At 64.1% G+C, this 13,988-nt stretch carries 11 protein-coding genes; 5 read left to right on the top strand and 6 right to left on the bottom strand.

Annotated features, from left to right (window positions below):
- Positions 1 to 170: 170 nt before the first annotated feature.
- A complete protein-coding gene (locus KIO74_RS08215; protein WP_213334583.1) occupies positions 171 to 1,109 on the bottom strand; it encodes a Bug family tripartite tricarboxylate transporter substrate binding protein in 939 nt (312 codons plus the stop codon).
- Between the two features lie 337 nt (positions 1,110 to 1,446).
- Between KIO74_RS08215 and gor the strand changes: the two genes are divergently transcribed.
- The gene (gene gor, locus KIO74_RS08210; protein ID WP_213331545.1) at positions 1,447 to 2,814 is read left to right on the top strand and encodes a glutathione-disulfide reductase; all 1,368 of its coding nucleotides are present in this window, start codon (positions 1,447 to 1,449) and stop codon (positions 2,812 to 2,814) included.
- Between the two features lie 75 nt (positions 2,815 to 2,889).
- Here the strand turns inward: gor and KIO74_RS08205 are convergent, their stop codons facing one another.
- Complete coding sequence (locus tag KIO74_RS08205) at positions 2,890 to 4,101, bottom strand: MFS transporter (protein ID WP_213331544.1); 1,212 nt, start codon at positions 4,099 to 4,101, stop codon at positions 2,890 to 2,892.
- 419 nt (positions 4,102 to 4,520) lie between these two features.
- Here KIO74_RS08205 and KIO74_RS08200 point away from each other — a divergent pair, with 419 nt between their 5' ends.
- From KIO74_RS08200 to gltX, 3 genes are all read left to right on the top strand, one after another.
- The gene (locus KIO74_RS08200; RefSeq protein WP_213331543.1) at positions 4,521 to 5,909 is read left to right on the top strand and encodes a class II 3-deoxy-7-phosphoheptulonate synthase; all 1,389 of its coding nucleotides are present in this window, start codon (positions 4,521 to 4,523) and stop codon (positions 5,907 to 5,909) included.
- Positions 5,910 to 6,056: 147 nt separating this feature from the next.
- Positions 6,057 to 7,790, top strand: a complete 1,734-nt coding sequence (locus tag KIO74_RS08195) for an NAD+ synthase (protein ID WP_213331542.1) — start codon at positions 6,057 to 6,059, stop codon at positions 7,788 to 7,790.
- Between the two features lie 100 nt (positions 7,791 to 7,890).
- Positions 7,891 to 9,240, top strand: a complete 1,350-nt coding sequence (gltX, locus tag KIO74_RS08190; protein WP_213331541.1) for a glutamate--tRNA ligase — start codon at positions 7,891 to 7,893, stop codon at positions 9,238 to 9,240.
- Positions 9,241 to 9,564: 324 nt separating this feature from the next.
- Here gltX and KIO74_RS08185 read toward each other — a convergent pair whose 3' ends face one another.
- The 3 genes from KIO74_RS08185 to KIO74_RS08175 all read right to left on the bottom strand — a co-directional run bounded on the left by KIO74_RS08185 (position 9,565) and on the right by KIO74_RS08175 (position 12,076).
- Positions 9,565 to 10,794 (bottom strand): DUF2865 domain-containing protein, encoded by a 1,230-nt coding sequence (locus tag KIO74_RS08185; RefSeq protein WP_213331540.1) that lies wholly within the window; start codon positions 10,792 to 10,794, stop codon positions 9,565 to 9,567.
- A gap of 210 nt (positions 10,795 to 11,004) precedes the next feature.
- Positions 11,005 to 11,547 (bottom strand): MarR family winged helix-turn-helix transcriptional regulator, encoded by a 543-nt coding sequence (locus KIO74_RS08180; protein WP_213331539.1) that lies wholly within the window; start codon positions 11,545 to 11,547, stop codon positions 11,005 to 11,007.
- Positions 11,548 to 11,851: 304 nt separating this feature from the next.
- Positions 11,852 to 12,076: a hypothetical protein gene (locus tag KIO74_RS08175; protein ID WP_213331538.1), complete on the bottom strand. Its 225-nt coding sequence runs from the start codon at positions 12,074 to 12,076 to the stop codon at positions 11,852 to 11,854.
- 370 nt (positions 12,077 to 12,446) lie between these two features.
- Between KIO74_RS08175 and KIO74_RS08170 the strand changes: the two genes are divergently transcribed.
- A complete protein-coding gene (locus tag KIO74_RS08170; RefSeq protein WP_213331537.1) occupies positions 12,447 to 13,001 on the top strand; it encodes a CreA family protein in 555 nt (184 codons plus the stop codon).
- A 215-nt stretch (positions 13,002 to 13,216) separates the two neighbouring features.
- Here the strand turns inward: KIO74_RS08170 and KIO74_RS08165 are convergent, their stop codons facing one another.
- Positions 13,217 to 13,525, bottom strand: a complete 309-nt coding sequence (locus tag KIO74_RS08165; RefSeq protein ID WP_213331536.1) for a hypothetical protein — start codon at positions 13,523 to 13,525, stop codon at positions 13,217 to 13,219.
- Between the last annotated feature and the right edge of the window lie 463 nt (positions 13,526 to 13,988).

The raw sequence follows: 13,988 nt of genomic DNA, 5'->3' as shown, positions 1-13,988 counted from the left end.
TGGGGACGTGAGGAGGCGAAGCCGAGGCGGGTGAGGCCGATCCGCCGGATTGAGCATTCGGCAGACGGCTGGCGGCGCTGCCGGGAAGGGGAGCCCGTTGGCGGGCAGGCCCGCCAACGCTGACGATGGACGGTCGGCCGCGCCGGAGAGAGGCGGCGCGACGGGCTTGCCTACTGCGTAAGCCCGATGGTCTTCAGCACGTCGGCGATGCGGGTCTGCTCGTTCTTGAGGAAGCTGCCGAAGGCAGGGCCGGCGAGATAGGAATCGTCCCAGCCTTTCGCCTTCAAGGTTTCCTGCCAGGCCGGCGATTTCACCATCTTGTCGACGATGGCGGTGAGATTGTCCGTCTGCTCCTTGGTGAGGCCCGGAGGCGCGACGACGGAACGCCAGTTGATGAGTTCGAGATCGACGCCCTGTTCCTTGAGCGTCGGCCCGTCGATATAGGCGACGCGCGCCGGTGCGGCGATACCGATCAGCCGCAGCTTGCCCGCCTTGATCTGGCCCTCGAACTCACCATAGCCGGACACGCCCGCCGTCACCTTCGAGCCGAGAATGGCGGCCAGCGCCTCGCCACCGCCGGAGAAGGGGATGTAGTTGATCTTGGTGGGATCAACGCCGACAGCCTTGGCGAAAAGCCCGACGAGGATGTGGTCGGTGCCGCCGGCGGAGCCCCCGGCCCAGGTGACCTTGGCCGGATCGGCCTTCAGAGCGGCAACCAGGTCCTGCGCGTTCTTGATCGGCGAACTCGCCGGGACGACGATGGCCTGATTCTCGGCTGTCAGCCGGGCGATCGGCGTGACCTGATCGAGCGTGACTGGTGATTTGTTGGTGAGGATGGCGCCCACCATCACGAGGCCGTTCACCATCAGCTGCGAGCCGTCTCCCTTGCCGCCGTTGACGAATTGCGCCAGCCCGACGATCCCGCCGGCGCCGGGCACGTTGACGACCTGCGCGCCTTTCACGATGCCCGACGTGGTCAACGCCGACTGCACGGCGCGCGCCGTCTGGTCCCAGCCCCCGCCCGGAGCCGCCGGCGCCATGATCTTCAATTCCGCAGGCTGCGCCGAAGCCGTGCCGGTTAATCCTAGACCGCCCGCTGCGAAGGCCATGCTGGCGGCAACTGCCAGTAGGGCAAACGAGCGCCGGTTGATGCGCGTGCGTGCAGCATCGCCCGTTCCGACCATGACATCCTCCCAATTCCGCGTTGGCAACTTTCTGTTGCGCGTGAAATGACGGTAAAGCCGGTACATTTTACGAGCAAGATGCAGCGTTATTCGCCTTAAGGCTAGGGTCATGTCTCGGGCTGGCTGTCAGGAGCGAGCCTCGCCCCTGCGTGCGCTGGCGCATGGGCACGGCAGGCGCCTTCGTTTATAGGACATTCGGCGACGTGGCGGTTGCGCCGGGGCGTTGCCTCGGCCACAAGGACGCGCGGGATGGGAGCATGCAATGACGACCGGTGATTTCGACGTCGATCTCTTCGTTATTGGCGCTGGCTCGGGTGGTGTCCGGGCGGGCCGCATCGCGGCCGGCTATGGCGCGCGCGTGATGATCGCCGAGGAATCACGCGTTGGTGGCACCTGCGTCATCCGTGGCTGCGTGCCCAAGAAGCTCTATGTCTATGCCAGCCGCTTTCAGGATGCCTTCGCTGACGCCGCCGGCTTCGGCTGGAATGTGCCCGAGGCTCATTTCCACTGGCCGACGCTGGTCGCCAACAAGGAAACGGAGATCACTCGGCTCGAGGGCATCTATCGGCGCAACCTCGTCAATGCCGGTGTCGAGATCGTCGATAGCCGCGCGGTGGTCGAGGGACCCAACACGGTCCGTCTCCTGGCGACGGGTGAAAGCATATCGGCCAAGGTCATCCTGATCGCCACCGGCGCGCGTCCATCCCTTGAGCCGATGGTGCAGGGTGGTGAACTCGGCCTCGTGTCCGACCAGATCTTCGATCTGCCGGAACTGCCGCGCCGCCTCCTTGTCATCGGCGGCGGCTACATCGCTGTCGAATTCGCCGGGGTTTTTGCCGGGCTCGGCGTCGAGACCACGCTCCTGCACCGCGGCCCGCGCCTTCTGCGTGGATTCGACCACGATCTCGCCGAGGGCCTCGCCGCCGCCTATCGGGCAAGGGGCATCGAGCTCCTCCTGGAACGGCGCGTCGAGCGGTTGGATCGGGCAGGCTCTGATATCGGGGCCACGCTGTCCGATGGCACGACACGCCGTTTTGACCAGGTGCTGGTGGCGACAGGCCGCAAGCCTCATACCTCCGGCCTCGGTCTCGAAACCGCCGGCGTTGCCACGAACGAGAAAGGCGCTGTTATCGTCGATGGCGACGGTCGCACCAACGTGCCGTCGATCTATGCGGTCGGCGACGTGACCGACCGCGCCAACCTCACACCGGTGGCCATCCGCGAGGGGCATGCCTTCGCGGATACCGTTTTTGGCAACAAGTCGACGCGTGTCGACCATTCCCTGATCCCCACCGCCGTGTTCTCTACGCCGGAACTCGGCACGATAGGGCCGAGCGAGGAGGCGGCGCGGGCGCTCTACCCCAAGCTTGTCGTGTATCGCACGCGGTTCCGCGCGATGAAGGCCACGTTGTCCGGTCGTGACGAACCGGTGATGATGAAGATCCTCGTCGATGGCGAGACCGACAAGGTCATCGGTGTCCACATCATGGGCGAGGCGGCGGGCGAGATGATCCAGCTCGTCGGGATCGCCGTGACCATGGGCGCGACGAAGGCCGATTTCGACCGCACGATCGCCGTTCACCCGACGGCCGCCGAAGAGCTGGTGACCCTGCGCACGCCGGTCGGCTGAGAAAAAGCAATAGCAATCAAAGGGATGCGGCGCTTTGCGGAATCATCTCCGCAACAGCGCTGCAGCCTTTGACCTTCATGTCGTCTGCGGCTCGATCTGTCCGAGCGGCTGCCCAAGCGGCTGCACCTCGGTATCGACAGGTGGAGGCGCCTTCCGCGAGATCCGCCACAGCACATAGAGGCCGAGCACGCAATGCACGACCGCGTTGTGCATGAACAGCGCGCCATCCCCGAAGCGCGCCATCAGGAAGGAGGCGAGCGAGGGGCCAACGATCGCGCCGAAGCAATAAAGGAAGAGCAGCGTGCTCGACATATTCATGGCGCCGCCCTCGTTGTTGCGATCATTGGCGTGCGCGGCGATCAGCGGATAAATCACGGGTACGAAGAAACCCATGCCGAGCGCCAGTCCATAGAGCGGCCAGACAGATGGGCTCTGGGACACGAAGACGAGCGCGATCTCGACAGCGACGGCGCATCCGCAGACGATCGCGATCATCCACCGGCGGTCCATGCGGTCGGAGAGCCGCCCGAGCGGGAAGGGGCTCGCGGCCGAGCCAAGGATGAGGATCGTCATGAAAGTGGCAAGCACGGTCGTGCCAAGCCCGGTGCGTTCTATGACCGCCGGCACCAGACTCCACAGGCTGCCATTGGCGAGGCCGACGCAGATCACCCCCATAACGGCGATCGGGCTGCGGCGCGCGAGGCCGAGAATGTCCAGCTTCGCCTTGACCGGCAACGGCGGTGGCTCGGCGCGGGTGAGCGCCATCGGTACCAGCGCCAGCACGATCGACATGGCAGACACGGAAAACAGGGTGAAGGACTGCGCGGGGGCAACATTCAGGAATTGCTGTCCGGTCGCCGAGCCACCGAAGTTCATCACATTGTAGAGCCCGAGCATGCTGCCGCGGTTGCGGTCGGTTGCCTTCGCATTGACCCAGCCTTCGACGAGCGCATAGAGGCCACCGAAGCAGAAACCGATGATGCAGCGCAAGACCATCCACATCAGGGGCTCGACGATGATGGCAAAGCCGAGCACGGCGCTTGCCGCGATGGCCGCGAGTGCCGCGAAGGCACGGATGTGGCCAGCGTGCCTGACGATGCTCGGGGCGAGCCAGGTTCCTCCGAGCATGCCGACGAAATAGGTTGAGCCGATCGCGCCGATCTCGGCCGGGGAGAAGTTCTCCAGGACGCCTCGCAGAGGCACGAGTGTCGTGACGAGGCCGTTGCCGACAACGAGAATGAAGACGGCTACGAGGACAGGCGTAACAGAGGCAATAGAGGCTGGCACGGGATCGAACGCCGTAAGGGGGCTGGAACGCTCACATCACATCCGATCACGGCGAAGTTACGGCTGCAACCACAAGCGACGCCTTAATTCGCATGGAATTGCCTAACAGATTGGCATACGAGCCATGCTCCAAGCGCACGTCAGCCGGGATTGCCTGTCCGGAAGTCATGGGCAGCCGGGTTCCGCGCAGCCCGCTCGATGGGCCACGTTCGCCGACGCGACCGTCGTCGCTCGCTCGAGGGCTGTCGGCCGCGGGAGCAGACCTCCAGGGAAGAGAGAGAAAACGCCTTAAGAGATGCGCAGCGTCTTGGTGCTCGCTTTTACGGGCATTGTGCGTATATAAGCCGCAGATTCCCCGGTGTGGCCGGGGGCTTTTTCGCAACAACGGTCCCAGGATTGGGCGTCGGGAGTTTGGAGAGATGAGCGAGCGTTGGACACCGTCGAGCTGGAGATCAATGCCGATCCAGCAGGTGCCGCTCTTTACGGATGCTGCGGCCCTTGCCAGCGTCGAAGATCAACTCGCCAGCTTTCCCCCCCTCGTTTTTGCGGGCGAGGCGCGCAAGCTCAAACGGGCGTTGGGCAAGGTAGCCGTCGGTGAGGCGTTCCTGTTGCAGGGCGGCGATTGCGCCGAAAGCTTCGCCGAGCATTCCGCCGACAATATCCGTGATTTCTTCCGCCTCTTCCTCCAGATGGCGGTGGTGCTGACCTTCGCCGGCTCCTCGCCGGTGGTGAAGGTCGGCCGTGTCGCGGGCCAGTTCGCGAAGCCGCGTTCGGCGCCGACCGAGACTGTCGATGGCGTTGAGCTGCCGAGCTATCGCGGCGACATCATCAACGGCATCGACTTCACGCCGGAAAGCCGCGAGCCGGACCCGCGCCGCCAGCTTATGGCCTACCGCCAGTCGGCCGCGACACTGAACCTGCTGCGGGCCTTCGCGTCGGGCGGCTATGCCAATCTGGACAACGCGCATCGCTGGATGCTGGGCTTCGTCAAGGACAGTCCGCAGTCGGGGCGCTACCAGGAACTCGCGGACCGCATCACCGAGGCGCTCGATTTCATGCGCGCTTGCGGCATCGATCCGGAGTCCCATCCGGAAATGCGGACCACGGATTTCTACACGAGCCATGAGGCGCTCCTGCTCGGCTACGAGCAGGCCATGACACGTGTCGATTCCACCTCGGGTGACTGGTACGCCACTTCGGGCCATATGATCTGGATCGGCGACCGCACGCGCCAGCTCGACCACGCCCATGTCGAGTATTTCCGCGGCATCAAGAACCCGATCGGCCTGAAATGCGGCCCCTCGCTGAAGCCACAGGACCTGGTGAAGCTTGTTTCCGCGCTCAACCCTGACAATGAGCCGGGTCGCCTGACGCTCATCTGCCGCTTCGGCGCGGACAAGGTGGCCGACCATCTGCCGGGTCTCATTCAGGCGGTGAAGGCGGAAGGGCAGACGGTGGTGTGGTCGTGCGATCCCATGCACGGCAATACGGTCAAGGCCGGCTCCGGCTACAAGACGCGGCCGGTGGATCTGATCCTGTCGGAGGTGAAGCAGTTCTTCGGAATCCATAAGTCCGAAGGCACCTATGCCGGCGGCGTGCATCTGGAAATGACAGGCAAGAACGTCACCGAGTGCACGGGCGGCGCGCGTGCCATCACCGACGAAGACCTGCGTGATCGCTACCACACCCATTGCGACCCACGTCTCAATGCGGAGCAGGCGATCGAGCTGTCTTTCATGGTGGCCGAGCTCCTGAAGGACGAGCGGACCCCGAAGCTGCGCGAGCGTCAGGCCGACGCGGCGGAGTAAGACGGCTGTCTTTCCGGCTGGCGGCCTATTGATCATCGAAGGCCCGTGCGTCCACGGCACGGGCCGTTTTCATTGACGCGGGCGTTGCCCGATCATCGCCGTCAACATCGCCTTTCCCTTTTCAAAATCATGGTCTAGACCGTGATCATGAGCGCATCGTCCGATCTTCTCCGCATTGCCCTCGCGCAGCTCAACCCGACGGTTGGCGACGTCAGCGGCAATCTCGCCAAGGCCCGCGCGGCACGCGCCGACGCGGCGCGTCTTGGCGCCGACGCGGTGATGTTCCCCGAACTCTTCCTCGCCGGCTATCCGCCGGAGGATCTCGTCCTGAAGCCGGCGTTCCTGGATGCCTGCCGTGATGCCTGCGAGGAACTGGCTCAGGAGACCGGGGATGGCGGTCCGGCGGTGCTTATCGGCTTGCCATGGGCCGAGAACGACACCGTCTACAACGCCTACGCCGTTCTCGACGGCGGCGTCGTGAGCGCCGTGCGCTTCAAGGTAGATCTGCCGAACTACGGCGTCTTCGACGAGAAGCGTGTCTTCGCGGCGGGCCCCCTGCCGGGGCCGGCCTCCTTGCGCGGCGTGCGTGTCGGCCTGCCGATCTGCGAGGATATCTGGGGCGAGGATGTGGTGGAGTGCATCACCGACACCGGCGGTGAGATCCTGCTCGTCCCCAACGGCTCTCCCTATGCGCGCGACAAGATGGACGTGCGCTTCAACATCGCCGCCGCACGGATCGCGGAAAGCGGACTGCCCCTGATCTATCTCAACCAGGTCTGCGGGCAGGACGAACTGGTTTTTGACGGCGCGTCCTTCGTGCTCAATGGCGACGGTTCGCTCGCGCTTCAGATGCCGGCGTTCGAGGAGGCCATTTCGCTCGTCACCTTCGAGCGCACGGCCGTGGGTTGGCGCTGCCAGCCGGGCGAGAAGGCCATTCTGGACGAGGGCGATCAGGCCGAATATGCGGCCTGCGTATTCGGCCTCCGGGACTATGTCCGTAAGAACGGCTTCCCCGGTGTTGTGCTCGGCCTGTCCGGCGGCATCGATTCGGCGATCTGCGCGGCGATGGCCGTCGACGCACTCGGTCCGGAGCGCGTGCATTGCGTCATGCTGCCCTACCGCTACACGTCCGGCGAGAGCCTGGCAGACGCATCGGCCTGCGCGAAGGCGCTCGGCATCCGCTACGACATTCTGCCGATTGCCGATGCCGTGGAGGGGCTGACAGGTGTGCTCCAACCGCTGTTCGCCGGCCACAACGCCGATATCACTGAGGAGAACCTGCAAAGCCGCGCGCGCGGCACGCTGCTCATGTCGATTTCGAACAAATTCGGGGCGATGGTCGTGACGACCGGCAACAAGTCCGAGATGTCGGTCGGCTACGCCACGCTCTACGGTGACATGAATGGTGGGTTCAACCCGATCAAGGATCTTTACAAAACCCAGGTCTATCGTCTGTCCGCGCTGCGCAATCGCTGGAAGCCTGCGGGAGCGCTCGGACCGGATGGCGTGGTGATCCCCGAGAATATCATCACGAAGGCGCCGACGGCCGAGCTTCGCGACAACCAGACCGACCAGGATTCATTGCCGCCCTATGACGTGCTCGATGACATCCTCATCGGGCTTGTGGAAGAGGAGTTGCGCGTGGCCGAGATCGTCGCTCGGGGGCATGATCTCGCCACTGTGAAGAAGGTCGAGCGGCTGCTTTATCTCGCCGAATACAAGCGCCGTCAGGCGCCCCCCGGCGTCAAGGTCACTGCCAGGAACTTCGGACGCGACCGCCGCTATCCGATCACCAATCGCTTCCGTGACAGCGGAGCCACGGGTCCGCAACAACGAAGCTCCATTGTCGTGACGACGTCAGCCAGTCAGGCTGACATCTGAACGTCGCGCCTTCACGCGCCGTCTGTTTCCTTGGGAGGCCCATCGGACCAAAGAGGCGACAGGCAGCGCCGTCTGACATCGACAGCCTGATTGGCCAATCATGACTGCGTATTCCGCTCCCGTCGTCCGCTTCGCCCCGTCGCCCACGGGCTTCCTCCATATTGGCAATGCCCGCCCGGCGCTGCTGAATTGGCTTTATGCGCTCAACCATGGCGGGCGCTTTGTGCTGCGCCTGGACGATACGGATCAGGTCCGTTCAACGCGAGAATATGCCGGCGCGGTGTCGGAAGATCTCGCTTGGCTCGGGATCGAGCCTGATGTTTTCGTGCGGCAGTCCGACCGTCTCGACATCTACGACCGAGCGGTCGAGGCGTTGAAGGCGAAGGGCGTGCTCTATCCCTGCTATGAGACACCGGATGAGCTCGATCGCCGCCGCAAACGCCAGCTCGCCCGTGGCAAGCCCCCCATTTATGATCGGGCGGCGCTGAGCCTGACGGCGGAGCAGCGCGCCGCCCTTGAGGCCGAGGGGCGCACGCCGCATTGGCGGTTCCTGCTCGACCATCGTGTCGTGCGGTGGACGGATCTTTCGCGCGGTGCCGTCGAGGTCGATACGGCCTCGCTGTCGGATCCGGTTCTCGTGCGGGCCGATGGAACCTACCTCTATACCCTGCCGTCCGTGGTCGACGATCTTGATCTCGGCATCACCCACGTGATCCGTGGCGAGGATCACATCACCAACACGGCCGTACAGATCGCCCTGATCCAGGCGCTTGATGGGGCGGTGCCGACCTTCGCCCATACCAATCTCCTCACCACCGCCAGCGGCGAGGGGCTGTCGAAGCGTCTCGGGCATCTGTCGTTGAGGGGGCTGCGGGAGCAGGGGATCGAGGCGATGGCGGTCGCTTCATTGGCCGTGCTCGTCGGCTCGGCTGAGGCCGTGCGGCCGGTCGCGTCGCTTGAGGAACTGGCCAAGCTCGTCGACCTCGCCCGCCTGTCCCACGCGCCCGCGAAATTCGACGAGGCGGAGCTCGCCTCCCTCAATGCCAAGCTTCTCCACGGTTTCTCCTATGGAGCCGTGCAGCGGCGGCTCAGGCTCCTCGGCGTCGAGGGCGGGGAAACGTTCTGGCTCGCGGTGCGTGGCAATCTGGAGCGGCTGGCGGATGCCAGGGAATGGTGGCGGGTGGTGGCCGGCCCCATTGACCCCGTCATCGAGGATCACGCCTTCACCGCGACGGCCGCGGATCTGCTGCCGCCGGAGCCTTGGAACGCCACGACGTGGAAGGAGTGGACCAACGCCCTGAAGGCCGCGACGGGTGTTGGCGGACGATCCCTGTTCATGCCGCTCAGGCTTGCCTTGACAGCCCATGACCATGGGCCGGAGCTGGCCGCGTTGCTCCCTCTGATCGGCGGCGCCAAAGCGGCCGCGCGTCTGCGCGGCGAGCGCGCCTGAGGTCACACGGAATCACCGTGTCATCCGGGGGCGGGCCGAAAGGCCCGAGCCCGGAACCCATGAACACGATGGTCAACCAGGAGGGGCACAGTCAGACTTCTATCCGAACGCAGCCTCGCGTCAGCGAGGTCGGGCGGGCGCGCGCGGTGATGCCCCCCTGGTCAGCCCATGGCACCGTCTTCGGATCGGTCTGCGTCAGGCGGACCCCACCCGGCGCCTGCGGCGCCACCCTCCCCGGAGGGGAGGGATCGAGGCGTCGCGACTGACGAAATCACGCCGACGCTCGCAAGCCCTGTCGCGCGTCGTGGCGAATGTCGGTTTGTTCTAACGCGGGTTGATCAGGACGGAGTTCTGTGGGCTGGCGACGAGATAGGGCGCGACGATCCGCACCTTGCGCCGCTGGCCGTCCGGGCCAATTTCCTCGCGCAGTGTGCCATCGTCCTGATCGACTGTGGTGACTTCCGCGATGGATTGCGGGCCGATACCGGATGAGGCGGCACTCGCGGTCGGGACAACGGAGGGGTCGTTGGCCGCCGCGTTGTCGGCGGCATCCTCGTCATCGTCCGCCTTCGTCGCTGCGGCGGCCTTGGCCGAGGCGGCCGCCTGACGTTCGTTAGCGCGCTGCGAAGCGGCCGTTGCCTTCGGTCGAGACAGCTCCTCCGCCTTCTCCGCGGTCACGATGATATCACTCTTGCGCCGCTCCAGCATGAACTCGGCGGGCTGCAGCGCCTGCGCCCAGCTTTCGCCGTAGGGGCGGCAGGAAATCTCCGGATTGAGCGTGCGCTCATATTGCAGCGCGGTTGGGAGGTCCGAATAGGGACGTCCCGTCGCGCTCACCGCCTGGGCGACGTTGCCGCCCTGGGCCATGAAGAAGAGTTCGGTCGGCGAGGCGGGGCATTGCGCCTGGCACAGCTCCTGGGCGCTGCTGCGACCGGTGGCCGGACCACCCAATGGGAAGAAATAGCCATCGGCGAGGCGCACGCAGACCGCGCGCGAACCACCCAGACGTTTCTCGCCGCTGCCCTCGCCATGGCTGGGAGGTGCTTGTCCGTCGAGATCCGCTTGTGAGGGCTCCTGCTCGGGCTGGCCGCCGCCGAACAGCATTTCGAAGAAGCCGCGCTGCCGGGGCGCCGCCGCCGTGCGCGGGGCGCAAGCCTCGGACGCAGCCGCGGTCAGCTCGCGCCGCCGCGCTTCCGTCTGTGCGTCACCACCGCCGGCGCGCGAGCGAAGAAGGTCATAGTTCGCTTGCATCTGCGACATGCGGGCCTGCAGGCCGCTGCAATCCGCCGGGCGCTGGCCGCCGAACAATCCCCCGCCCCTGTCGCAACCAAGCTGCTGGTAGTAGCCACGAGTCCGCTCAAGTTCCGCGCGCTGGCGCTGGGCGGCCGCCGCATATTGCTGAGCCTGCCCACCGCCACGGGGAAGAGAAGCGAGCTCCGCGCGATAACGCTGGCACGCGGCAGGCGACACAACCTCCTGAGCATCGGCATTCCCCGTGAACAGGGTGCAGGCGAATGTGGCTGCGATGGCATATGCCGCGCGGCGGCTGATCATGATGAGTCCTGTCATTGCCCTCAGCGGTAGCGGCATGAGGATGTATCTGCGTCGAGATTGACTAAAGTGTGTCGCCACGATCGAAAAGGGGGCAACGCCGAAATCGCGAACACAAGGGATTGAGGTCTGGGATTGAGGTCGTGGGATTGAGGTCTTGCCTCGCCTCGCCCGTTTCCCTAGCGGGGCGTCGCCAAGCGCATTATCGCGCGCCTACATGTCCATTTCGGGCGGCGCGTCCACCGGAATGCCGGAACGCTGCATCAGGACCTCAATGACCCGATCGAAGGCCGCCAGCTCTTCGGGGGGAATGTCCTTGGTCAATTGTTCCGCATAGCTTATCGCGAGCGGAATGATCTCCGTATAGAGCGCCCGCCCCTGGTCCGTCAGTGACAGGAACGCCTCGCGACGATCGCGCTCGTTCGCTCTGCGTTCGAGAAGGCCGCGATCCTCGAGCGCCGCCGTGGCGCGCGAGACCTTCGTCTTGTGCATGCGGGTATGCGCGCCGATGTCGCGCGCTGTCATCTCGCCAAGCTCCCCAAGCAGCGCGATCGTACGCCATTCCGGCAATCCAAAACCGAATCGCTTTTCATAGATGCGGCCGAGCCCTTCCGCGACGACCTGCGCCAGAACATTGAGACGGTAGGGAATGAATCGGCTGAGCGTCAGCGTCAGTGGGCCGGTCTCTTCTTGAGGGCTCGCTGCCGGGGCCGTGCTGGCAGAAGCGGGAACACCACGGGATACAGGGGAGGACATGGAACGCGATTACCGTGAGATCGGGTGGAACGGGATCAGTTAACAACTTTTAGCACAGCAACGGATGCCAAGGTCCAGCCGCCTTGCCTGAAATCTGTGCTGCCTGGGCCCAAGAGATGTGCGCCGATGCCCGTCCGAAACGGTCCATGAAGGGAAAACCGAGACCGGAAATCGTCCTTCAGGCCTCTAGAAGCCTTGATATTCCGGAAAACAGTCCCCCCAATTCAAACTCCGCTTTCATGGTCCACGTCGGCAAAGATACCAGCGGTATCGTGATCCCGGATGCGCTGCCGGCCGGTCCTCGTCACCAGTTTCCAAGCGGTCGCTCGGCGCCGCGATAGGGCCGGGAGGCAGGATCATCCTGTCCCACGGTGGCCATGGCGAGTGACATGGGCCCGACCCGCGTGGCCTGAGAGGGGCCGATCACCTGTGTGATGCTGAGGATGGCAATCAGGCTCACCCCAAGGCACAGCACCGCTTCGATCGGTGCAACCTGTCTGATCGGATGGCCGTGAGCTACGATGCGCATGTTGGTCTCGCCTGTATTCAAGGGCCCGCCCTCGACGAGCCGGCTGGAATACTGAAACGCCACTGAGCCACCGCATGACGCGCATGCAAGTCCCCAGGAACGGTGGGTGAACAATTTCCGCGATCCTAGCGGCTAGCAGATAAAAGTCAATTGTAGCAATAGTTTAGATGTATTCTCAATCAATGGTAGGCGCGTGTGTTCATAGGATAGATGACCGGGCGTGCCCCGCGTTGCATCCTGTGCGGGAGGGTTTGCAAGCTGAGCCGCTTGCAAAAGGTGTGGGAAAGACAGACATGCGGGCAGTGCGGCCGTTGGCGGACCTGGCGTCCAAAACGGTGTTTCGGCTTTGCGCCATGAGGGAGTAGTCGCGATGAAACGTCGCAGAAGAGACGGAAAAGGCGGTTCGGGCTGGCTGATTGCTCTTGGCCTCGCGGCTTTCAGCCTGTTGGCGCCGGCCGCGACGGGCGCCATGGCGCAGAACGGTCCAGATCTGATTTTCCGCAAATCCACCGTTTGGAAGATGCTGACGCCTGACGACACGTTGGCGGTCTATGGCATTGATGATCCGGTGGTGGAGGGCGTGGCGTGCCATTACACCCTGCCGGAGCGTGGTGGAATCAAGGGTATGTTCGGCGTCGCGGAGGAAGTCTCCGACGTCTCACTCTCCTGTCGGCAGGTCGGGCCGATTACCATCAAGCAGAAATTCGAGCAGGGTGAGGTCGTCTTCAGTGAAAGGCGCTCGTTGGTCTTCAAGCGGATGCAGATCGTCCGTGGTTGCGACGCCAAGCGTAACGTGCTGGTTTACCTTGTTTATTCCGATAAGCTGATCGATGGCTCGCCGCAAAATTCGACATCCAGCGTCCCGATCATGCCTTGGGGCGTCAATACCAATGTGCAGAACTGCGCGGAATGGTTGAAAAAATAGTCGTGGACAATCGGCCGCACAGCCCGCTTTCCAGGCACCCTTTTTCCAAGCGATATCAGCGCGCTGAAGCGACGTTCTGAATCTTTTTGACAGGCTTTCTGGCGGGATCTGGCGTGGATCGGTCGCGCCCGCCTGGAATTCCTACCCGCGAGGTGCGCCGCCGCTTGGAGAAAACCAAGCGGCGGTCTTGGCTCGCTGTGGGGACTGCGACCGCTCTAATTGTCGCAGGTGATGGCCATGGCCGCCGCTGTAGAACGCGACGTCCCGGTCGAGCTGGTAATGTCGCTGGCCGGCCCGAAGGCGCTCGCCGTGCGGTATCCCTGGGCAACGCACCAGGCATTGGCCACACCGGTGGCGCAATCGCCGCCTGTCGCGAGGCAATCCGCGACACCGTAGCCATCATTGGCGGGGATGATGAAAGTTGCCGCCGCTGTCGCCGCATTCGCGGGCTTCGGCTGGGGCAAGAACGATACCGCCGCGACGAAAGCAGCGGCTGATCCGGCAAGGAGAAGGACGCGACGCATGGCCTGCAACATTCAAGGGTTAGGAGATCGGCAGAGCAATCTCATTCATTTGCGTAAATAAATTTTGAAACCGTAGGTTCCGCAGTGTGTCTGCACACATATTCGCAAGGAGCGCACGCTCTTGACGGATTCGCGGGAAAAAGGCAATGATCCGCGCCATGATGGCGACCGTCCGCACGACCCGGATTTCGATTATTTGCAGCTAGCGTAACCGCTTGGCTGTTGCCGTCTTTGTCTTTCCCTTGAGATCGATCAGAGCGCGCCGATGGCCAGGGCAACCGTTGGCATGTCAACCGGTGGCATGTGGCGTTCGTCGTCTGGAGATCGGCCCACGCTGGCGCAAGCCAGCGCCGTCCCGTCGTGTGGATCGTCGGACGGCGAGCGAGCCTGTATCTTCATTGTGGATGACTTGAGCTGAGATGGCCTTTTATCCGGCGAGCGTTTCGCCGGATCGGGCAGGAGA

The sequence above is a fragment of the Chelatococcus sp. HY11 genome, from assembly GCF_018398335.1.
Classification (GTDB): Bacteria; Pseudomonadota; Alphaproteobacteria; order Rhizobiales; family Beijerinckiaceae; genus Chelatococcus.
Note: the sequence above shows the minus strand (reverse complement) of the source record. Positions and strands in the feature narration are given on the sequence as shown.

Coding starts and splice junctions, on each gene's coding strand:
- KIO74_RS08215 (WP_213334583.1), bottom strand. CDS start 1,109: ATGGCCTTCGCAGCGGGCGGTCTAGGATTAACCGGCACGGCTTCGGCG.
- gor (WP_213331545.1), top strand. CDS start 1,447: ATGACGACCGGTGATTTCGACGTCGATCTCTTCGTTATTGGCGCTGGC.
- KIO74_RS08200 (WP_213331543.1), top strand. CDS start 4,521: ATGAGCGAGCGTTGGACACCGTCGAGCTGGAGATCAATGCCGATCCAG.
- KIO74_RS08195 (WP_213331542.1), top strand. CDS start 6,057: ATGAGCGCATCGTCCGATCTTCTCCGCATTGCCCTCGCGCAGCTCAAC.
- gltX (WP_213331541.1), top strand. CDS start 7,891: ATGACTGCGTATTCCGCTCCCGTCGTCCGCTTCGCCCCGTCGCCCACG.
- KIO74_RS08185 (WP_213331540.1), bottom strand. CDS start 10,794: ATGATCAGCCGCCGCGCGGCATATGCCATCGCAGCCACATTCGCCTGC.
- KIO74_RS08180 (WP_213331539.1), bottom strand. CDS start 11,547: ATGTCCTCCCCTGTATCCCGTGGTGTTCCCGCTTCTGCCAGCACGGCC.
- KIO74_RS08175 (WP_213331538.1), bottom strand. CDS start 12,076: ATGCGCATCGTAGCTCACGGCCATCCGATCAGACAGGTTGCACCGATC.
- KIO74_RS08170 (WP_213331537.1), top strand. CDS start 12,447: ATGAAACGTCGCAGAAGAGACGGAAAAGGCGGTTCGGGCTGGCTGATT.
- KIO74_RS08165 (WP_213331536.1), bottom strand. CDS start 13,525: ATGCGTCGCGTCCTTCTCCTTGCCGGATCAGCCGCTGCTTTCGTCGCG.